We start from the raw sequence: 18,621 nt of genomic DNA, 5'->3' as shown, positions 1-18,621 counted from the left end.
ACCTATCTCTGAAGAAAATAAGGGGAAATGAGGGAGACGCCGTACAGCAGCACCACGAACAGCGCCAGGTCAAACAGCGCGGGGTGCCACACCAGGCGATACAGCCCGGCGCGCGCCAGCACGCGGCGCACGCCCCAGGCGACGGCCAGGGTGACGACGCCCAGCACGAGCAGCCAGGGGAAATAAATGCCGTAGAGATTGAATTCGCCAATCATGATGCTTGGCCCTCCAGGGTCGGATGGGCGGGTTGATAGTCGGGCGCGTCGGGAAAGAAGGCGCGGCGGATGCCGACCAGCGCCACCACGGCGCGGTCGCGCGCATGCGGGCCTTGCGGGGTAGCGGCCACGCTGCACAGCGCGCGGTCGATCTGCGCCAGGAACTCCGGCGTCTTGTCCTGCATGCGGCCCGACGAACGGATCTTGAAGAACTGCGCCAGGCTGTTCAGCACCGGCTGGATCGTGGGCTCGGCCATCGGCAGATGGCGGCGGGCCCGCTGCAGCTCGGTGATGTCGCGGCCCACGCGCAGGTCCTTCAGCGCGTCGGCGGCCACCAGATCATCGGGCCGTTTTGCCAGCGCCAGGCGCGGCTGCAACAGGCCGATGCGGTCCAGCATGCGGGCGGTGTAGGTATGGCGCGACGGCGCGCGGGGCGAGCTGGCCAGCGTCGCCAGTTCCTTCCAGTTGGCGGCCTGGATGCGGCGCGCGCTCCAGTCGACGCTGACGGTGCGGAAGATGGCGGCGATGATCGCGGCCGTGGCCACGCCCATGCACTGTGCAACCTGCGTGTCGATGAACGACACGACGTCGGCGGTGTTGGTGTCCTGCAGCGCCATCGTGCCCAGGAACCCGAACAGCATGGCCATGGCCTTGCCGGTGCTGGCCGGGCGGGCAATGAACACGCCCAGCACGAAGGCGGTCGGCAGCATGGACAGCGCCAGCATCTCGAACGAGTGGATGGCCGGCATGATGCCCAGCAGATATAGCGCCGACAGCGGAATGGAATACACCGTGTAGGTCAGGAACTGCATGATGCCCGGCACGGGATTGTCCTGCGACGCAAAGAAGCAGCTGAAGATCGCGGCCATCAGCGCGGCGGTGGCGCCGTTGCTCCAGGCCGTGCCGATCCAGAAGAGGCAGCAGACCGAAATCGCCAGCGCCGCGGCCAGCGCCGACAGCAGCGCCATGCCGTGGTCGCGGTGCAGCGCCGAGTTCGGATCGCGGGTCGTGCGCGGGGCGCGAACCGGCGCGCCCTGCAGCCCGGCGCGGATGTCGCGGCGCAGCGCCAGGCATTCGTCATAGGTGTCGATCAGTTCGCGCAGGCGCGCCATCAGGCTGGCAAGCAGCGCGTCGCGCCACGTGGAATGGCTGTCGATGCCGGGCGTCAGCCGCGTCACGGCCGCGCGCAACTGGACGGCGGTTTCGTGCGAGGCCTGCGGGCCGGCGTTGATCCATTCCGAGATATCGGCAAGCAGCGATTGCACCGGTTCGGGCAGCGGCTGGCCATTGGCCTGCAAGGCGCGCATACGGTCTTCGACGGCGGACACGGCCGGCGTCAGCGCCGCGATCTGGTCCTGCATGGCGCGCACGGCGCCCGCGGTCCAGCGCAGGTTGCTGGTGTCGAAGGGAACGTGCGTGGATAAGAGGCGCAGTTGCGTGATGTCGTTGGCCAGCTCGCGGCGGTCCTTGTCGCGCTGTTCGGCGGTCTTGCCGCTGAGCGTGTCGTGCATCCAGTTGCGCGCATCGCGCACGGCCTTGTCCAATTGCAGCGTCAGCGCGGGCGCCAGGCCGCGCGGCAGCACGATGCTGTGGATCAGCGTGGCGCACACGATGCCCAGGCTGATTTCCTCGACACGGGCCAGCGCCGTGTCGAACACAAGGGAAGGGTCGGTGACGCTGGGAAAGCCGATCATCGCGGCGGTGTAGCCGGCCAGCATGAACAGATAGGACCGCGGTGTGCGGTCCAGCACCGACATGTACAGGCAGGCGCCCACCCACAGCACCATCGCGCCGGTCATGACGACGGGCGAGTTCGACAGCCGCGGCACCATGTACACGGTGGCCGCCGACCCGAAGAAGGTGCCGACCAGACGGTACAGCGCCTTGGAACGCACCGCGCCGGACCAGGGCTGCGCCACGACGTAGGCGGTGGTCATGGCCCAGAACGGACGCGGCAAACCCATGCTGTAAGCCAGATAGAGCGCCATGATGGCGCTCAGGTAGCTCTTGAGCGAGAAGATGGTTTCGCGGACGTTGGGCAGTTTCATGGCCGGGCGTCCTCTTGCGCACCGGCGCCGCTGCGGCCCAGCGACACCTTCATGGCGTCGAAGACGCGCAGGCAGGCTTGCAGATCGGATTCGCTGACGTCGTGAAAGATGCGGCGGCGAAGTTCAACCAGCACGTCTTCGACCTGCGCGCGCAGCGCGTGGCCGGCTTCGGTCAGGTGCAGGGTGCGTGCGCGGCGATCGTGGGGGTCTTCGCGCCGTTCCATCAGGCCGGCCGCCACCAGTTGATCCAGCACGCGCACAAGGGAGGGGCCTTCGACGCCCAAAGCTTCGGCCAGCGCGCCTTGGCGAACTCCGTCGCCAAGACGGCCGGCCAGAATGACGGGCCACGCAGTCGCTTGAGAAAGGCCGTAGTCGGCGAGCGCTTTATCGGCGGCGCCGCGGTAGGCGCGCGACAGCACCATCAGGTTGGCGGTGGTGGCCATGAGCTGGGAGTCGGATGGAGTAAGCATGAATTCGATTGTATCCTATCTATTAGCTTACTAATGATTGAAAATGGCGACTATCGCGATAGATTCTTTCAATTGGGAAGATGGCAGTGCGGTTTTCCGTGGGTGGAAAACTGAAGGCGGGCCCGAAGCCCGCCTTCATGCGCTGTCGGGGATCAACCGTTGCAGTCGGCCCAGCAGTTCGGCGTTTCGTACAGACGCACGCGCGTCAGGCGCAGTTCGGCGCCGTAATGGCCGTGGTATTGCGGCGCCAGCGTCTCGAAAACGATGGTGGCCAGGTTTTCAGCGGTGGGAATCCGGTCCAGCACGACGGTCTTGTGGCCGGGCAGGGTATCCAGAAAGCCGCGCACGGCGTCGTCGCCTTCGTAGACCAGGAACGCATGGTCCCAGACGTCCACGATATGCGTCTTGGCGATTTGCTTGATCTCGGAGAAGTCCATGACCATGCCGTTGTCGGACTCGCCGGGCGCCTGCACGATGTCACCCGTCAGCGTGATTTCCAGCACATAGCGGTGGCCGTGCAGATTGCGGCACTGGCTGCGGTGGTCGGGGATGCGGTGGCCGGCGTCGAACTCGAGCCTGCGGGTCACGGAAATCATCGCGTGCTCCGCAAGGCGTGGGGGTAAATCATGGAATGCCTATGTATTTGTGGGTTTGCAGGCTGAGCCGCCATTGCGGATGCTGCATGCAGTATTGAACGGCCTGCTCGGTGTTGGCTGCGCGCGCCGGTCCGTCCATGGGTTGCAGGAAGAAATGCTCGAAATCCAGATGTGCGAAGGCGTCGGGCAGGGCGTTGAGCTGCGGATAGACCAGCTTGAGCTCATTGCCGCGTTCGATCACGACCGGGGCCGTCCCCTTGGGGCTGACGCAGATCCAGTCGATGCCGGCAGGCGGCTTGATCGTGCCGTTGGTTTCGATGGCGACGGTAAAGCCGCGGGCGTGGATCGCGTCGAGCAGCGGCGCGTCCAGTTGCAGCAGCGGCTCGCCGCCCGTAAAGACGACGTAGCGGTTGCCGGCGTCCGGGCCCCAGGCCGCGGCAATGGCGTCGGCCAGCAATTCGGCCGTGGCGAACTTGCCGCCGCCGTCGCCGTCGGTGCCGATGAAATCGGTGTCACAGAAGGTGCAGGCGGCGCTGGCACGGTCGCTTTCGCGGCCGGTCCACAGATTACAGCCCGCAAACCGGCAGAATACCGCCGCGCGGCCTGCGTGGGCGCCTTCGCCTTGCAGGGTCTTGAAGATTTCTTTGGCGGAGTAAGTCATAGGAGATGCGGGCGGCTGGGCGCCACGGAATTCGAGCAAAAGCGCACTATTTTACTTGGCGCGGCCGATATCCGCCGAAAGACCCTGCAAGACGGGTCCGCCGCCGGGCGGCGCATGGCCGCTGTGTGGCGCCAAGCCGCGGATCCAGCGGTTTCAACCGCCGGGTGCAGGAAGACGGCCGGCCCTGTAGACTTCCCGCCTATGTTTCACGTCCAAGATTCGCTTTTCATCGACGAGCGCGACCTGACCTTCACCATGATTCGCGCCCAGGGCGCGGGCGGGCAGAACGTCAACAAGGTGTCCAGCGCCGTCCACCTGCGCTTCGATGTGCGCGCTTCCCGCCTGCCGCCCGAGGTGCAGGATGCGTTGTGCGCCGTCAACGACCACCGCATCTCGAAAGAGGGCGTGATCGTCATCAAATCGCAATCCTTCCGCAGCCAGGAAAAGAACCGTGCCGAGGCCATCGAGCGGCTGGTGGGCATGGTGCGATCAGCCATCCAGGTCGACAAGCCGCGCCGCCCCACCAAGCCGACGCGCTCGTCGCAACGCCGCCGCGTGCAGCGCAAGGTGCTGCATGGCGAGGTCAAGCGGCTGCGCGGCCGGGTGCAGGGCGACTAGGACGCACCATGGCCGACGCGCGCCGCCGCTATCTGGTCACGCTGGCCGGCGTGTTCGCCGTCATCTGGGTGGCGCTGGCCATCAATCCGCATGACCGCTCGGCCTGGGCGCTGGAGAACGCGCTGGTGCTGGGACTGGGCGCCGTGCTGTTTGCCACGCGGCGGGCGTTCGTGTTTTCGCGGGTGTCATACACGCTGATCTTTCTGTTCCTGTGCTTGCACACGGTGGGCGCGCACTACACGTATTCGCTCGTGCCGTACGACGACTGGTGGCGCGCCTTGACCGGCCGCACCCTGAACAGCGTGCTCGGGTGGGAACGCAACAATTTCGACCGCGTCGTGCATTTTTCGTATGGGCTGCTGCTGGCCTATCCGATCCGCGAGATCTTCCTGCGGGTGGCCGAGGTGCGCGGCTTTTGGGCGTACTTCCTGCCGATGGACGTGACGCTGTCGACCTCGGCGCTCTACGAACTGATCGAGTGGGGCGCCGCGGAGTTCTTTGGCGGTGACCTGGGGGCGGCCTACCTGGGCACCCAGGGCGACATCTGGGACGCGCAGAAGGACATGGCGCTGGCGGCGCTGGGCGCGGTGATTGCCATGGCCATCACGGCGCTGGTCAACTGGAAGGCACAGCGCGACCTTGCCCGTGACTGGGCCGATAGCCTGAAGCCGGAGAGCCGCCGGCCGGATCGCCGGGCGCAGGACCGCCTGCCGCAGGATCGCGCGACCGGCGCCCGAAATCCTTGATTGCAACAGGGGCATAACGATATATCGGATAAACCCGATATATGATTCGATAAATTGCGATATACCAATATGACCGCAACTTCCTCACCCTCCGACCAGAACGCCGCGCAACCCGCGATCGACGCCGACGCCATCCTCAAGGCGCTGGCCAATCCGGTTCGCCGCGACATCCTGGCCTGGCTGAAGACGCCGCATGCGTATTTCGAGGAGCGTCCGGGCCACACCTTCGAACACGGGGTGTGCGCGGGCCACATCGATGATCGCTGCGGCCTGTCCCAGTCTACGGTCTCGTCGCATCTGGCCGTGTTGCAGCGCGCCGGCCTGATTTCGGCGACCAAGGTGGGGCAGTGGGTCTTTTTCCGTCGCAATGAACCCGTGATTGCCGCATTTCTGCGGCAATTGAATCTGGATATGTAGCCCGTCTGCCATACCCGCAAGCGCCCCATTGCCGGGACGAAAGGATTTTGCATGAACCCCCTGTTTGAACCGCTGAAAGTCGGCGACCTGACCCTGCGCAACCGCGTCGTGATGGCGCCGCTGACCCGCCAACGCGCCAGCGCCGGCCGCGTGCCGAACGATCTGATGGTCGAGTATTACACCCAGCGTTCGGGCGCCGGCCTGATCCTGACGGAAGCCACGGCGGTCACGCCGCAGGGCGTGGGCTATGCCGACACGCCTGGGCTCTGGTCGCCGGAGCAGGTCAAGGGTTGGCGCAAGGTGGTCGACGCCGTGCACGGCAAGGGCAGCCTGATCGTCGCGCAGCTCTGGCACGTGGGCCGCATTTCCGACCCGATGTTCCTGGACGGCGAACTGCCGGTCGCGCCCAGCGCCATCGCCGCCAAGGGCCACGTCAGCCACGTGCGCCCCAAGCGCGAATACGTGACGCCGCGCGCGCTGGAAACCGAAGAGATCCCCGGCGTGGTCGAAGCCTACCGCCACGGCGCGAAGATGGCGAAGGAGGCGGGTTTTGACGGCGTCGAGGTGCATGCCGCCAATGGCTACCTGCTGGATCAGTTCCTGCAGGACAGCACCAACCACCGCACGGACCAATACGGCGGTTCCATCGAAAACCGCGCGCGGCTGCTGCTGGAAGTGGTCGACGCCTGCGTGGCGGTGTGGGGCGCGGGCCGCGTCGGCGTGCATCTGTCGCCGCGCGCTGATGCCCACGACATGGGTGATTCGGATCTGCCGGGCCTGTTCGGCTACGTGGCGCGTGAACTGGGCAAGCGCGGCATCGCGTTCATTTGCGCCCGCGAACACGAAGCGCCCGACAGCCTGGCGCCGATGATCAAGGCCGAGTTCGGCGGCGTTTATATCGGCAACGAAGGCTACACGCGCGACACCGCCGAGGCCGCCATCGCGGCCGGCAAGGTCGACGCCGTGGCGTTTGGCGTGCCGTACATTGCCACGCCCGACCTGGCCGAGCGCCTGGCGCGCAAGGCCCCGCTGAATACGCCGAATCCGGCCACCTTCTACGCCTCGGGTCCTGAAGGGTATACGGACTATCCGGCGCTGGCGGCCTGAAGCGGCGGCCTTTCAGAACGCGGCGCGCATTGGATAGGTGAACAATCCGAAGTGCGCCGCGTTCAAGCCCAGATGCGCCAGGACGGCGGCGCCCAAACCGCCGTAACGATAGGCCGCGCCATACGCCGTACCCGCCAGGCCAGCCAGCAGCATCCACTGCCAACCGCCCGCGTAATGGGCCAATCCGAACAGCACGGCCGCCACGGCCACCGCCGCCCACGCGCCCCATGCGCGATGGCGCCACCGCTGCGCCAGGCGTTGCTGCACATAACCTCGGAACAGCGCCTCTTCCGCCAGCGTCACCAGCAAGGCATTGTTGATCAGCCAGATCCAGCCTGAGGCCGGCCACTTCGGCGCCCATGCCACCACGCCCAGCGCCAGCGCCAATCCCAGGCAGACCGCCACCGCGGCTGCGCATGCAAGAACCGCCGCCTGCAAGCTCAAACGCGCATGGGCCGCGGCCATGGGCGGCGCCAGCACCAGCACCACCCAGAAGCCCACGAGCGGTTTGTCCAGGTTCAGGTACATGCTGAAAGGAACTGCATCCGGACTGAGCGGCGCGGGATCAATCACGCGCAGGTTGTGAAACCCGGGCAGCAGATGTGCGAAGAGCAGCACGGCCAGGATCACGAAGAGTCCATGCGCGGCCATGCGCGCGGCCGGTCCCGCGTGGGATCGCACCAGCGCCGCGGCAATCAGCAGCAACGCGGGCCATGCGAGCGCAACGAGGTCGACCGATCCGTCGGCCAATGCCCACGCCCATGTCACCGCCAACGGGGCAAGCGCCCAGCGGCGGGTGCCGGGCGGCCATAGCAAGGCGGCGGCCAGGAACAGGGCAAACCAGGGCATGACAGGCGGCATCGACGGGCGGGCGGCAATCGCAAAGGACCGAGTGTAAGCGCGGTCTTCGCCAACCTTGGCGCTTTCGACGCCGGCAAGTTTGATGCGGCCAACGCCAACGCCAACTTCAACTCCAAGCCGGCGGCGCCACTCGAGCAGCCCGAGCCGCCCGAGCCCCCCCACCGCGCCTTTGCCTTCCCCCGCTTTTCAGGCGACCATGCGGCAGCGGCGGCACACGCCCCGCGCGTCCGGCGGACATCAAGCCGCCAGCAATGGAGTCAGGAATGAAGACAATCGCGTGGTTGATGTTGGCGGCGGCGCTGCTGCCGTTCGTGTCCACGATCATCGCCAAGGCAGGCGGCAAGAAATTCGACAACAACGACCCGCGGGCCTGGCTGGCCCGGCAGGAGGGGTGGCGCGCGCGGGCCAACGCCGCGCAGGTCAACACCTTCGAGGCGCTGCCGTTCTTCTACGCCGCCGTGCTGTTTGCGCTGTATAACCAGGCGTCCCCCGCGCACGTCGCGACGCTGATGGCGTGCTGGCTGGGCACGCGGCTGGGCTATCTGGCGATGTACCTGGCGAACTGGGGCGCGCTGCGCTCGCTGGTCTGGACGGCGGGCGTGGGCTTTGTCATTGCGATCCTGTTCGCGGGCGTCTGACGCGTCCGGCTCCTTTGAACAGGATAGGGGGCGCGGCCGTATCAGCCGCGCCTCAGTGCCATCACTTCCACTCGAACATGGCGCGCGCGGTGCCTGAGCCTTGCACGGTGACCTCGCGCTCCTGCGCCTTGCCATCAAACGTGGCCGAGATGCGGTAGTTGCCCGCCGGCAGCTTCACCAGCATGTAGGGCCCCTGCGCGGTCGTCTGCAACACGGCCTTGCCCTGCGCATCCCGGATCGCGACGGTCACGTCGGCGACATAATCGGCCTTGCCGCCGCGTTGCGCAGCAAAGGTCAATGCCAGCGGATAACTGCTGGACGCGGCTTTCATGGATTCGGATTCGTCGATGCCGATGCCGCCGCTGACATATTCGATAGCGCCCTGGTGCTGCACGGGCGGCATGGCCGCTTGGGCGGTGGACAGGACACCCGCTAAAGCAAAGGTGCCCAGGGTCATGGCGGCGGCGATCGTGCAGCGTTCAAAACGTTTGTTCATGGAGTTCTCCTGCAGAAAAACCGGCGTGGCAGCGCGTTGTCGCTGCCTCCGCCGGTAGCTTGCAACCATTCGACGTGCGCGCGCAAGGCGAGTTCGCGTCCGTCCGCCTCGGAAATCAACCGTTTGTATCAGGCGCCGCGCATCACACGCCGCCGCCGGCCGCCTGCCAGGAAAACGTCAGGTTGCTGACGCCGCTGACCGAGCCGTCCGGGGCGAACCGCCGTTCCTCCAGTTCGCCGGCGCCGTCGCCGTGCAGCGCCATGACGCTGGAACTGCGCGTGCCATATTCCGGGCTGACGATGAACGGGCTGCTCAAGAGGCGTTCGCGCGCCAAGGGCAGGCCGGTGGCCGGCAGGTCGGCGTCGTCCGCCGGGCTGCGGTCGCCAAGCGCGGTAAACAGCGCGGGCAGGTCGGGCTGCGACGGATGTTCCAGCACGGCCGAGAACGCCGCCTTCGTGCGCGCCAGTTTGGGCCAGGGCGTGTCCAGCAGATGGTTGGACAGGGCGTAGATGCCGGGGTCCAACGCGCGCGGCCCGCCGTCGCGATTGCTCAGATACCACGCCTGCCGCGTGTCGCCCACGATCAGATTGAAGCCGTTGTACGCCTGGTCCATGGCGTGCACCGTCTCAAGGTAGGCCTGCGGCGTCATTTCGCCGCGCAGAAAGTCCTCGACCAGCGCGCCGCGCGAAGGGGCGTTGTCCAGATGCCGGCCGGGCTCGCGGAAGTTGGTGACCAACGCATAGCGCCCCTGAACGGTTGCGCCCATCCAGGTGCCGCCCGCCTGGCCATCGCGCCCGGCGTAGATGGCCGGCGCGTCGGACCATTGCGCCGCGGGAAGGGTGGGGCGCGCATGAAATTCGTCGCGGTTCGCGGCGATCAGCACGGGGATGCCGGGCAGCGTATGCAGAGCCAGTACGGCAAGACACATGATTCAGACCTGATGAAGGGGGGAAGGGGCGGCGGGGCGGCCGGGCGTTGCCGTGAAGTCGGGGCCGGCCAGCGTGACGCGCAGGGATTCGATTTCGGCGGCGACGTCCCGCAGCGCCGGTGATGGCGCCACGATGGGGGCCGCGGGCACGGGCAGGCCTTGTTCGACGGCGGCCGCAATGCTGTCCAGCGCGGCGGCCAATTGGGCGACCTGCGCGGCGGCGGGCGCGTCCTGTCCGGCGGGCAGCGACCAGGCCGTGTCCGAAATCGCGTTGGCCACGCGTTCCAGTGCGACTTCCACCGGCCACCAGGCCAATGCGCGGCGGCTGACCAGCCGGGGTTCGGACAGCCCGCGCTGCAGGGCGATGCGCAGGTCCGACAGGCGCGCGTAGGCGCGGGCGCGCAGGTCATGCCGGTTGCCGGGGTCGGTCTGGAAGACGGTGTTCAGGTAGGCCGCCAGCGTGGACGTGGCGGCGGAAACGGCATGGTCCAGGTTGCTGCGTTCGATGCGGATCCACGGCAGGTAGCCCACCAGCAGCACGATGGCCGCCGCAACCCCCACATCGATCAGCCGCGCCAGCGCAATAGCCCAGCTTCCCGGCTGCAGCGCCCCGATCAGCAGCATGAGGATCGGCACCAGAATTGCCGAGAACAGCCCGTAGTTGCGCCGTATCGACCACGGCAGCAACGCGGCCAGCGCAGCAACGGTGAGCAAGCTGGCCAGACCGCCGCGATCCAGCGCAAGCACGGTGGCGCTGATCGCCACGCCGACCACGCTGCCCGCGCAGCTTTGCAGCGCGCGCGCGAACACCGAGCCGAAGTTGGGCTTGAACACCACCACGACGATCAGCGGCACCCAGTAGGACCGCGGCAGCGCGGCCGCCAGGGCGACGGCCTCGGCGGCGACGAGGCACAGGCCCAACCGGACCAGGTAACGGACCGTCGTCGGCCCGGGCCGGTACGTGCGGATCAGCACCCGCCACGGCGTGCGCGCCGGTGCGGGCTGCAGGGTGGCGAAGGCGTCGGCCTCGGTGGCCTGGATGGCTTCCGTGGCCCCGGCGCCCTGGTTGGCCTGGCTGGCCCGCGCGCCGTGCAGCAGCGGCTGCACCTGTTCCAGCGCCTCGGCCAACTGCGGCATGCTGGCGCGGTGCAGCGCGGCGATGTCGTCGCGGGCGTCCGGTGGCGCATCGTTTTCGACCCGGTCGGCCAGATGGTTCATGACCCGGGCACATTCGTCCGGCAACACGCGGCCGGCGCGCGCCAGCGCCAGCGCGGCGTTGGTGAGCGGCGTGCAGGCCTGCAACTGTGCGGCCAGCCGCGCCAGTCTGGGCGACGGACCCGCCGACCGGCCCCGCGCGGCCAGGACGGTGTCGTAGGCCGTGGCCATGGCGGCTTCCATGTCGCGGCGCGCGGCCATCACGCGCGAGGTGCCGATGGCCGCGAACATCGCCGCCAGCTTGCGGTAGGCCTGCGCCACGGCGGCCCGCTCCGGCGCGATCGGGTTGACGACCCAGCCGGACAGCGTCAGCGCCAGCCCGAACAGACCGCCCACGCCCACCAGCACCGGCGGCAGCCAGGGCGGCAGCGTGGGCGTCAAGCTGGAGCCGACGATGACATACGTGGCGAATTGCAGCGTCGCGACCGCGGCGATGTTGTTGAAGGTGCCGACCAGGCTGGCCGCCAGCACCAGCAGCGTCATGCCGGCAGACGTCCACAGGCCGTGGCCCGACATCAGGTTGCCCAGCAGATAACCGAACGCGCCGCCGAACACCGTGGAACCGATGGAAAGCGCGCGGCTGCGGTAGGGGCCGCCGTTGTCGCCCGTGATGGCGGGCAGTGCGCCCAGCGCCACCAGCGCGGCCGCCGCACCCTGGTCCAGCGCCATGCCCACCGCGGTCGGCAGGCCGATGGCCAGGGCGGCGCGCAGCATCACCCAGGGGTTGACCGGCGACGGCTCCATGTGCGCCAGGCTCATCAGCCAGCGCATGTTGGAGGCGCGCGCGCCGTGGGTCATCAAAGGGCGGGACAAGGTGGCCTCATGGGCGGCGCCGGTCAGGCCTTGATCAGCGGCGCCTCGTCGGGCGCGGCCAGGCGGAAGTAGTCGTCGGTGTTCAGCAGGATGGACGCGTCCAGGCGTCCGGCGTTGAACACGATTTCGTCGTGGCGCTCTCGCAGGCTGGGATCCACCAGCAGCGTCAGGTCGGGATTGAAGCTGAAGGGCGGGATGGCGCCGATCTCGCAGCCCGTGAGTTCACGTGCCAGGTCCTGCGAGGCCAGCGAGGCCTTCTTGCCGCCCGCCGCCCGCGCGATGGCGTCCAGGTCGGCCTGTTTGTCCGCCGGAAAGACGGCGAGCACGTTCTTGCGCTGGTTGGACGAGATCTTCACGCGGCAGACCAGCGCCTTGGCGCCCTGGCTGACCTCGGTGCCGCGGATGGCGGCCACTTCGACGGACTTGCCGGCGGCAGCGTGTTCGAGCTGGCGGTAGCGCGCCCGATTCTGGATGAGCAGGGCTTGCAGGCGTTCAAAGACTTCCATGGGACGGATGGGGCAGAGGCGGGCCGGGAGTCGGCCCTGTACGCGGAATCATACGCCCGCCGCGCGTCAGATTTCCCCGGTGAACGCGTAGCCCCAGCCCCAGACGGTGCGAATGGGCAGTTCCACGTCGACGTCCTGCGCCTTGCGCCGCAGGCGGCTGACGACGACGTCCGTGCGGCGCATGGATTCGCGGCCGGAATGCGGGTCGATGCCAGGCGGATCGCCGCGCGGCATGCGCTTGTCCGGCGCGCCGGTCAGCTTGAGCAGGAACTCGCGCTCGGCCTGGGTCAGTGCCAGGCGTCTGCCCTGGGGGCTGACCAGCGTCCAGGCGGCGTCCAGGAATTGCCACTTGCCGGTCGGCTCGGCGGACGCCACGGGCGGCGGTGCGGGCCGGGCATCGGCCTCGGCCGCCCCGCGGCGGTTGGCGGAGGTGGGGACGCGGCGCACCAGCGCCTGCAGGGCTGCGGCGATTTCGCCGGTGACGACCTCGGGCGAAAAGCAGGCGTCGGCGCCGCAATGCAGGCCGAGGATGCGGTTCTCAGGGGTATCGAAGGCGGAAATGGCAACGATGCCGGCGGTGGTGTCCATGGCGCGCAGACCTGCGACGGCCATGCAGAGATCGGTGAACTCGGCCTGCATCACGAGCAGCGGGGTGCGGCGGGCCTGAAACAGGCGGAACAGTCCGTTGGAGTCTTCGCAAGGGCGCGGCGAGAACCCCATTTCGGCCAGTTCGTCGCTACGGCGGACGCGCTGGCCGGCGTCGGGCGCGAAGACGATCAGGTCTAATAGGTCATTCATGAAATCGTTGTAAACATCATGCAGCTTGAGCGCTTGCATGATGAGGGGATACCGCGCTTTCCCAAGCCCCGCACAACGACACTTTCCTACCCGAATTCTCGGACATGGCCGCGCAGAGCGCGTTTTGCGGGCTTACGGGGCGGGTGCAACCGCCTCATTCCACCAGCCGCCGCCCAGCGCTTGTAACAGCGCCGCCGTGTCGGTGTAGCGCGCGGCATCCGCTTCGATGCGCGAAATCCTGGTCTGCAACACCTGCCGCTGGCTGTCCAGGAGGCTCAGGTGGCTGATGCCGCCGGCCTGGTAGCGGCCCGCCGCGATGCGTTCGGCCTCGTCTGCGCGGCGCCACGCATCGTCGTAGGCCGCGAAGGCGTCACCGTCCGTCTGCAGCGCGCGCAACGCATCGGCCACCTGGCGAAAGCCGTCAAGCACCGTCTGGCGAAATGATGCGGCGGCAGCGTCATACGCCGCTTCCGCCGAGCGCTTGCGGGCCCGCAGCTCGCCACCATGAAAAAGAGGCTGAACCAGCCCGAGTCCCAAATTCCACACGTTGACGCCGTCTGACAGTTCGTTCACGCCCGTGCGCTGCGAACCGAAACTGGCGGTCAGCGTGAACTGCGGATACAGGTTGGCCGTCGCCACGCCCACGTCGGCCGACGCCTTGCGCCACAGGGCTTCGGCCGCCAGGATGTCGGGCCGCTGGCGCGTCAGCGCCGACGGCACGCCGGTCGGAACGTCGGGCGGCAGCGTCAGGTCCGCCAGGCGCAGCGGCGGCGATTGCAGGGCGGCGGGCAGCACGCCCAGGTAGGTGGCAAGCTGGTGGGTCACCTGCGCAAGCTGGTATTCCAGCGGCGGCACGGTGGCGCGGGTCTGCGCGACCAGCAGCTCCTGATTGCGCAGATCGGCCAGGGCAATGCCCCCGGCGTCCAGGCGCTTGTGCATGATGTCCTGCTGGCTGACTTGCGCCGCTAACAGCTCGCGTGTGGCGGTCAGCCGCTCGGCCAGATCCGCCTGGCGGATCGCGGCGGTGACCACGTTGGCCGCCAGCGACATGCGCGCCGCCTGCAGTTCATGCGCCTGGTAATCCGTTTGGGCGGCCAGGCTTTCCAGCGCGCGGCGGTTGGCGCCGAACACGTCCAGCGTGTAGGACACGTCGATCGAGGCGTTGTACAGCGTGAAAGGCGGGGGCGGCTCGGCCACCGGCACGCCATAGGCGGCGGGATCGACCTTCTTGCGCGCCGCCGACAGATTGCCGTCCACCGCGGGCAGCATGCGCCCGCCGGTGTCCGCGGCCAGGTCTTCCTGCGCCTGCCGCAAGCGCGCACGCGCTTCTTCCAGCGTGGGGCTGGCGTCCAGCGCCTGGCGCACCAGCCGGTCCAGCGCGTCCGACCGGAACAATTGCCACCACTGCGCGGGAATGTCGGCGCCCGCGTGCAGACGCTGCTGGCCCGCGGGCAGCGCGTCCTGCCCGTTTTGCGTATAGGCTGCAACGTCCGGCGCGGCGGGCGTATCGAAGTCGGGGCCGACCGCGCAGGCCGACAGCAGCGCGCACAGCGCCATCGAGACCAGGGGACGGGAAGCGGGCATGAAGGGGGGGCGGGACATGGGCTTCAATCCAGGGTGCGGCGGTAGAACTTCACGGCGGCGGTCATGACGATGACGGTGAACAGCATCAGGGGCCAGATGTTGGGCCACAGGTCCCACCAGCCGTTGCCCTTGAGCAGGATGCCGCGGATCAGCCGGTTGAAATACGTCAGCGGCAGCAGGTTGCCCAGGTGCTGCGCCCACATCGGCATGCCCTGGAACGGAAACATGAAGCCGGACAGCAGCATGTTCGGCAGGAAATAGAACATGGTCAGCTGCATCGCCTGCAACTGGTTCTGCGCCAGCGACGACAGCGTGATGCCGACGGTCAGGTTCGCCGCGACGAACAGCAGCGCGGCCAGGTACACGGACAGCAGGCTGCCCATGATGGGCACGTGGAAGACGAAATGCGCCGCCGCGAGAATGATGCTGGCCTGGATCAACCCGATGGCGATGTACGGCACGATCTTGCCCGTCATCACCTCGATCGGCCGCACCGGCATCGCCAGCAGGTTTTCCATGGTGCCGCGTTCGCGCTCGCGGGTCATCGCCAGTCCGGTCATCATCACCAGCGTCATCGTCAGGATCACGCCCATCAGCCCCGGCACGGTGTTGTATTGCGAGATCTGCTCTTCGTTGTAGAGCTGGTGGATGCGCACGTCGAAGGGAGGCTGGCCGCCCGCCAGGCTGGCAAGCGGTCCGGTCAGATCCTTTTGCGCGACGGCCTGCGTCAGTTGCGTTGCTGCGCCCAGCGCCATCCCGGTCGCCATGGGGTCGGTGGCATCGGCTTCGATCAGCAGCGCCGGGCGTTCGCCGCGCAGCAGGCTGCGCGTGAAATCCGGCGGAATGGTCACGACGAACAGCACGCGGCCCTGCGCCAGCGCGGCGCGGCCCGCTTCTTCGGTGTCCAGTTCCTCGACGATGTGAAAGTAGTCCGACGACCGCATCGCCGCGATGAAGCTGCGCGTGAACGGGCTGTGGTCCGCCGCGATGATGGCGGTGGGCATCTGGCGCGGATCGGTGTTGATGGCATAACCGAAGAGCGCGAGCTGCATGATCGGCAGGCCCACGATCATGCCGAAGGTAATGCGGTCGCGGCGCAGCTGCAGGAACTCCTTGAGCACCATGCTCCACCAGCGCGACCACGAAAAGCCGTTCAGGCGCGCGGTCATGGCTGGCCCGCGAAGTTGTCGGTGGACCGGTTCATCAGGTAGATGAAGACGTCCTCCAGGCTGGTGTCGATGCGTTCCAGGCGCAGATCCTGGCCCGCGATGGCCGCGCGCAGCGTGCTTTCCAGCGTGGCCGCGTCCCGGCCGCTGACGTGCAGCGCAGATCCGAACGCGACCGTCTGGTCAACGCCGGGCGCACTGCGCAGTTGTTGGCCCAACGGCACCAGGTTGACGCCGTGGATGGCCCAAGTGGTCAGTTGCTGCTCGGCGATGACCTCGTCGGCGGTGCCTTGCGTCAGCAGCTTGCCGTACGAGATGTAGGCCAGCTTGTGGCAGCGTTCGGCCTCGTCCATGTAATGCGTGCTGACCAGCACCGAGATGCCGCGCGCCGCCAGTTCATGCAGCTGTTCCCAGAAGTCGCGCCGCGCCGTCGGATCCACGCCGGCCGTGGGCTCGTCCAGCAGCAACAGGCGGGGCTGGTGCAGCAGGCAGGCGGCCAGCGCCAGGCGCTGCTTCCACCCGCCTGACAAGGATCCCGTCAATTGCCCCGCACGCGTTTGCAGCCCGAGTTCCTGCAGGGCGCGGTCCACGGCCTCCTTGCGCTGCGGCATGCCGTACATGCGCGCGACAAAGTCCAGGTTCTCGCGGATGGTCAGGTCCTCCCAGTACGAGAACTTCTGCGTCATGTAGCCGACATTGCGCTTGATCTCGGCGCTGTCGCGCAGGATGTCGTAGCCCAGGCATGTGCCGCTGCCGGAATCCGGCGTGAGCAGGCCGCACATGAGGCGGATGCACGTCGTTTTGCCGCTGCCGTTGGGCCCCAGGAACCCGAAGATCTCGCCTTCGCGAACCTGCAGCGACACGTCGTTCACGACATGCTTGTTGCCGAAATGCTTGTTCAGGCCGCGTACGTCGATGACGTTGCCGCCGGCGTTGGGCGCATTCATGGCAGCGTCGCCTCCACCGGCTGACCCGGATGCAGCCGCGCCGCCTGGTCGGCGGCGGGGCGGGCCTCCACCATGTACACCAGCTTGCTGCGGCTTTCGCGGCTGTAGATGACCGGCGGCGTGTATTCGGCCTGGTCCGACACGTAGTCGATGCGCACGGGGATCGGATCGCCGCAGCCGTCGCAGCGCAGCGTGGCCTGCTGGCCGATCTTCAGCGACCCGACCACCGTCTCCGGCACGAAGAACCGCACCTTGATGTTGCCGGGCGGCAGCAGGCTCACGACCGAACTGCCGGCCGGCACCCATTCGCCCACGCGGTACATCGTGTCGAAGATCCGCCCGGCGGCCGGCGCGGCCAGCCGCTTCTGGTTCAACGTCCATTCGGCCTGCGCCAGCGCGGCGTCGGCGGCCTCCACCTGGGAGGCCTGCGCGCGGCGGGCCTCGTCGCGGCCGGGCAGCCGGTTTACCTCGACCTGCGCCTGAAGTTCGCGCACGCGCGCCGCGTCCGACTGCGCCTGTTCGCGGCTGTCGTCCAACTGCGAGCGCGCGATGCCGCCGATGCGGAACTGCGCATTGTCGCGGGCCAGCTGCGCCGCGGACCGGCGGCTGGCGGCCTGCGCCTGCGCCAATTGCGCCAGGCTGACGTCGACCTCCGGCGCCCGCTTGCCGGTGGCAATGTCCTCCAGTTGCGCGCGCGCCGCGGCCGCTTCTGCCTGCGCCTGATCGCGTGCCGCGGCCTCGCGTGTGGCGTCCAGTGCGTACAGCGGCTGGTTGGCGTCGACCTGCTGGCCGCGCCGCACCGCCAGGGTGTCCAGGCGGCCCGGTTCGGACGAGGCGACATACACGTAATCGCCTTCGACATAGCCCTGATAGAACGGCTGGTCGTTATTGCCGCAGCCACACAGCGGCAGCAAGGCGAGGGGGGCGGACAGGCGGCGTAAGGTGCGCATGGTCAGCGTCCTGGAGTCGGGGAGGGTAGAGACGGCGCGAACAGGCCGCCGGTCAGCATGGCAATGGCGTGGGCCGCAATCGCCTCGTTATCGATCGACTGCGCCACCGGGTCGTCCTGCCAGATGCGGCGCCACAGGTTGGACGTGGCAAGCGGCAACAGGGTCAGGCCCAGGATGGAAAGGAACACGAGGCGCGGTTCCACGCCCGGCGTGATGGCGCCGCGGCGCTGGCATTCGGCGATGAGGCCCGCGAACGCCTGCAGCCGGTCCGACGGCAGATGGCGCAGCACGCGATCTCGCAACTGGCCGCCTTCGTTGACGACCTCGTGCATCCACAACGACGGCAGCCAGGGCTTTTCCGTGGCGCTTTGCACCACGCGGCCGACCACTTCGGTGATGAAACCGCGAGCGGCGGCGGCCGGGTCGGGCGATGCGCCGGGCCCGGTAGTGGGGGCCCCGTCGATGACGGCCCCACCGCCCTCCAGCGGCACGGGCGCCCAGACAAATCCGATCACGGGCACGATCCGTTCCAGCACCACCGCGTCGATCAACTGATCCCGGCTTTTGAAGTAGTAATGCAGCATCGCCGGCGTCACGCCCGCACGCTGCGCAATGTTGGCGATGGTGGTGGCGGCGACGCCCTGGGCGGCGAACAATTGCGTGGCCAGATCCAGGAGATTGGCGCGGGCGGCGGCGTTGTCCGGACGGGGCGGGCGGCCGGGCCGGCGGGCGGGAAGGCGAGTGGGGGAAGACATGCGGCAGATTCTAATTAAAGACTTAATTAATTAAAAGAGGGTTCGATCAACAGGGTTTCAAGCCGGCCGCGCGGCCATGGGTGGTG

The 18,621-nt window shown here is 67.9% G+C and carries 21 protein-coding genes; 5 read left to right on the top strand and 16 right to left on the bottom strand.

Going from position 1 to position 18,621, the window contains the following annotated elements; translation table 11 throughout:
- Positions 1 to 2 precede the first annotated feature (2 nt).
- The 5 genes from HV681_RS03815 to queE form a co-directional block, all read right to left on the bottom strand.
- Complete coding sequence (locus HV681_RS03815) at positions 3 to 215, bottom strand: DUF1656 domain-containing protein (protein ID WP_175121775.1); 213 nt, start codon at positions 213 to 215, stop codon at positions 3 to 5.
- Positions 212 to 2,263, bottom strand: a complete 2,052-nt coding sequence (locus HV681_RS03810) for an FUSC family protein (protein WP_175121774.1) — start codon at positions 2,261 to 2,263, stop codon at positions 212 to 214. Before HV681_RS03810 ends, HV681_RS03815 begins: the two co-directional genes overlap by 4 nt.
- Positions 2,260 to 2,733 (bottom strand): MarR family winged helix-turn-helix transcriptional regulator, encoded by a 474-nt coding sequence (locus HV681_RS03805; protein WP_175121773.1) that lies wholly within the window; start codon positions 2,731 to 2,733, stop codon positions 2,260 to 2,262. The genes HV681_RS03810 and HV681_RS03805 overlap by 4 nt, the downstream gene beginning before the upstream one ends.
- Positions 2,734 to 2,885: 152 nt before the next feature.
- Positions 2,886 to 3,329: a 6-carboxytetrahydropterin synthase QueD gene (gene queD, locus HV681_RS03800; RefSeq protein WP_175121772.1), complete on the bottom strand. Its 444-nt coding sequence runs from the start codon at positions 3,327 to 3,329 to the stop codon at positions 2,886 to 2,888.
- Between the two features lie 28 nt (positions 3,330 to 3,357).
- A complete protein-coding gene (gene queE / locus HV681_RS03795) occupies positions 3,358 to 3,990 on the bottom strand; it encodes a 7-carboxy-7-deazaguanine synthase (protein WP_175121771.1) in 633 nt (210 codons plus the stop codon).
- Positions 3,991 to 4,191: 201 nt separating this feature from the next.
- Between queE and arfB the strand changes: the two genes are divergently transcribed.
- From arfB to HV681_RS03775, 4 genes are all read left to right on the top strand, one after another.
- On the top strand, positions 4,192 to 4,608 hold the full coding sequence (gene arfB / locus HV681_RS03790) for an alternative ribosome rescue aminoacyl-tRNA hydrolase ArfB (RefSeq protein WP_175121770.1): 417 nt from the start codon (positions 4,192 to 4,194) through the stop codon (positions 4,606 to 4,608).
- Between the two features lie 8 nt (positions 4,609 to 4,616).
- Positions 4,617 to 5,354, top strand: a complete 738-nt coding sequence (locus HV681_RS03785; protein WP_175121769.1) for a DUF2238 domain-containing protein — start codon at positions 4,617 to 4,619, stop codon at positions 5,352 to 5,354.
- A 69-nt stretch (positions 5,355 to 5,423) separates the two neighbouring features.
- Positions 5,424 to 5,771, top strand: a complete 348-nt coding sequence (locus HV681_RS03780; RefSeq protein WP_056560656.1) for an ArsR/SmtB family transcription factor — start codon at positions 5,424 to 5,426, stop codon at positions 5,769 to 5,771.
- Positions 5,772 to 5,822: 51 nt separating this feature from the next.
- Entirely contained in the window at positions 5,823 to 6,878 is a 1,056-nt protein-coding gene (locus tag HV681_RS03775) for an alkene reductase (protein ID WP_175121768.1), read from the top strand.
- Positions 6,879 to 6,890: 12 nt separating this feature from the next.
- Here HV681_RS03775 and HV681_RS03770 read toward each other — a convergent pair whose 3' ends face one another.
- Positions 6,891 to 7,727 (bottom strand): CPBP family intramembrane glutamic endopeptidase, encoded by an 837-nt coding sequence (locus HV681_RS03770; protein WP_254594878.1) that lies wholly within the window; start codon positions 7,725 to 7,727, stop codon positions 6,891 to 6,893.
- Between the two features lie 275 nt (positions 7,728 to 8,002).
- Here HV681_RS03770 and HV681_RS03765 point away from each other — a divergent pair, with 275 nt between their 5' ends.
- Positions 8,003 to 8,377, top strand: a complete 375-nt coding sequence (locus HV681_RS03765; RefSeq protein WP_056560668.1) for an MAPEG family protein — start codon at positions 8,003 to 8,005, stop codon at positions 8,375 to 8,377.
- A 61-nt stretch (positions 8,378 to 8,438) separates the two neighbouring features.
- Here HV681_RS03765 and HV681_RS03760 read toward each other — a convergent pair whose 3' ends face one another.
- The 10 genes from HV681_RS03760 to HV681_RS03715 form a co-directional block, all read right to left on the bottom strand.
- Complete coding sequence (locus HV681_RS03760; protein ID WP_175121766.1) at positions 8,439 to 8,873, bottom strand: carboxypeptidase-like regulatory domain-containing protein; 435 nt, start codon at positions 8,871 to 8,873, stop codon at positions 8,439 to 8,441.
- Positions 8,874 to 9,015: 142 nt separating this feature from the next.
- A complete protein-coding gene (locus HV681_RS03755; RefSeq protein ID WP_175121765.1) occupies positions 9,016 to 9,801 on the bottom strand; it encodes an NRDE family protein in 786 nt (261 codons plus the stop codon).
- A 3-nt stretch (positions 9,802 to 9,804) separates the two neighbouring features.
- Entirely contained in the window at positions 9,805 to 11,829 is a 2,025-nt protein-coding gene (locus HV681_RS03750; RefSeq protein WP_254594877.1) for an FUSC family protein, read from the bottom strand.
- A 23-nt stretch (positions 11,830 to 11,852) separates the two neighbouring features.
- Positions 11,853 to 12,335, bottom strand: coding sequence for a YbaK/prolyl-tRNA synthetase associated domain-containing protein (locus HV681_RS03745; RefSeq protein WP_175121764.1), 483 nt, complete (start codon positions 12,333 to 12,335; stop codon positions 11,853 to 11,855).
- Between the two features lie 66 nt (positions 12,336 to 12,401).
- The gene (locus HV681_RS03740) at positions 12,402 to 13,133 is read right to left on the bottom strand and encodes a response regulator transcription factor (protein WP_175121763.1); all 732 of its coding nucleotides are present in this window, start codon (positions 13,131 to 13,133) and stop codon (positions 12,402 to 12,404) included.
- A 132-nt stretch (positions 13,134 to 13,265) separates the two neighbouring features.
- Complete coding sequence (locus HV681_RS03735; protein WP_175121762.1) at positions 13,266 to 14,735, bottom strand: efflux transporter outer membrane subunit; 1,470 nt, start codon at positions 14,733 to 14,735, stop codon at positions 13,266 to 13,268.
- A gap of 5 nt (positions 14,736 to 14,740) precedes the next feature.
- Positions 14,741 to 15,886, bottom strand: coding sequence for an ABC transporter permease (locus tag HV681_RS03730; RefSeq protein ID WP_175121761.1), 1,146 nt, complete (start codon positions 15,884 to 15,886; stop codon positions 14,741 to 14,743).
- Complete coding sequence (locus tag HV681_RS03725; protein ID WP_175121760.1) at positions 15,883 to 16,830, bottom strand: ABC transporter ATP-binding protein; 948 nt, start codon at positions 16,828 to 16,830, stop codon at positions 15,883 to 15,885. Before HV681_RS03725 ends, HV681_RS03730 begins: the two co-directional genes overlap by 4 nt.
- Positions 16,827 to 17,780: an HlyD family secretion protein gene (locus HV681_RS03720; RefSeq protein ID WP_175121759.1), complete on the bottom strand. Its 954-nt coding sequence runs from the start codon at positions 17,778 to 17,780 to the stop codon at positions 16,827 to 16,829. Before HV681_RS03720 ends, HV681_RS03725 begins: the two co-directional genes overlap by 4 nt.
- 2 nt (positions 17,781 to 17,782) lie before the next feature.
- Entirely contained in the window at positions 17,783 to 18,535 is a 753-nt protein-coding gene (locus HV681_RS03715) for a TetR/AcrR family transcriptional regulator (RefSeq protein ID WP_175121758.1), read from the bottom strand.
- Positions 18,536 to 18,621 lie beyond the last annotated feature (86 nt).

It is taken from the genome of Achromobacter animicus, assembly GCF_902859585.1.
GTDB classification, from domain to species: Bacteria; Pseudomonadota; Gammaproteobacteria; order Burkholderiales; family Burkholderiaceae_B; genus Achromobacter; species Achromobacter animicus.
Note: the sequence above shows the minus strand (reverse complement) of the source record. Positions and strands in the feature narration are given on the sequence as shown.

What these genes read in the sequence shown, in the direction of transcription:
- HV681_RS03815 (WP_175121775.1), bottom strand. Translation starts at nt 215, where the DNA reads ATGATTGGCGAATTCAATCTCTACGGCATTTATTTCCCCTGGCTGCTC.
- HV681_RS03810 (WP_175121774.1), bottom strand. Translation starts at nt 2,263, where the DNA reads ATGAAACTGCCCAACGTCCGCGAAACCATCTTCTCGCTCAAGAGCTAC.
- HV681_RS03805 (WP_175121773.1), bottom strand. Translation starts at nt 2,733, where the DNA reads ATGCTTACTCCATCCGACTCCCAGCTCATGGCCACCACCGCCAACCTG.
- queD (WP_175121772.1), bottom strand. Translation starts at nt 3,329, where the DNA reads ATGATTTCCGTGACCCGCAGGCTCGAGTTCGACGCCGGCCACCGCATC.
- queE (WP_175121771.1), bottom strand. Translation starts at nt 3,990, where the DNA reads ATGACTTACTCCGCCAAAGAAATCTTCAAGACCCTGCAAGGCGAAGGC.
- arfB (WP_175121770.1), top strand. Translation starts at nt 4,192, where the DNA reads ATGTTTCACGTCCAAGATTCGCTTTTCATCGACGAGCGCGACCTGACC.
- HV681_RS03785 (WP_175121769.1), top strand. Translation starts at nt 4,617, where the DNA reads ATGGCCGACGCGCGCCGCCGCTATCTGGTCACGCTGGCCGGCGTGTTC.
- HV681_RS03780 (WP_056560656.1), top strand. Translation starts at nt 5,424, where the DNA reads ATGACCGCAACTTCCTCACCCTCCGACCAGAACGCCGCGCAACCCGCG.
- HV681_RS03775 (WP_175121768.1), top strand. Translation starts at nt 5,823, where the DNA reads ATGAACCCCCTGTTTGAACCGCTGAAAGTCGGCGACCTGACCCTGCGC.
- HV681_RS03770 (WP_254594878.1), bottom strand. Translation starts at nt 7,727, where the DNA reads ATGCCCTGGTTTGCCCTGTTCCTGGCCGCCGCCTTGCTATGGCCGCCC.
- HV681_RS03765 (WP_056560668.1), top strand. Translation starts at nt 8,003, where the DNA reads ATGAAGACAATCGCGTGGTTGATGTTGGCGGCGGCGCTGCTGCCGTTC.
- HV681_RS03760 (WP_175121766.1), bottom strand. Translation starts at nt 8,873, where the DNA reads ATGAACAAACGTTTTGAACGCTGCACGATCGCCGCCGCCATGACCCTG.
- HV681_RS03755 (WP_175121765.1), bottom strand. Translation starts at nt 9,801, where the DNA reads ATGTGTCTTGCCGTACTGGCTCTGCATACGCTGCCCGGCATCCCCGTG.
- HV681_RS03745 (WP_175121764.1), bottom strand. Translation starts at nt 12,335, where the DNA reads ATGGAAGTCTTTGAACGCCTGCAAGCCCTGCTCATCCAGAATCGGGCG.
- HV681_RS03740 (WP_175121763.1), bottom strand. Translation starts at nt 13,133, where the DNA reads ATGAATGACCTATTAGACCTGATCGTCTTCGCGCCCGACGCCGGCCAG.
- HV681_RS03735 (WP_175121762.1), bottom strand. Translation starts at nt 14,735, where the DNA reads ATGTCCCGCCCCCCCTTCATGCCCGCTTCCCGTCCCCTGGTCTCGATG.
- HV681_RS03730 (WP_175121761.1), bottom strand. Translation starts at nt 15,886, where the DNA reads ATGACCGCGCGCCTGAACGGCTTTTCGTGGTCGCGCTGGTGGAGCATG.
- HV681_RS03725 (WP_175121760.1), bottom strand. Translation starts at nt 16,830, where the DNA reads ATGAATGCGCCCAACGCCGGCGGCAACGTCATCGACGTACGCGGCCTG.
- HV681_RS03720 (WP_175121759.1), bottom strand. Translation starts at nt 17,780, where the DNA reads ATGCGCACCTTACGCCGCCTGTCCGCCCCCCTCGCCTTGCTGCCGCTG.
- HV681_RS03715 (WP_175121758.1), bottom strand. Translation starts at nt 18,535, where the DNA reads ATGTCTTCCCCCACTCGCCTTCCCGCCCGCCGGCCCGGCCGCCCGCCC.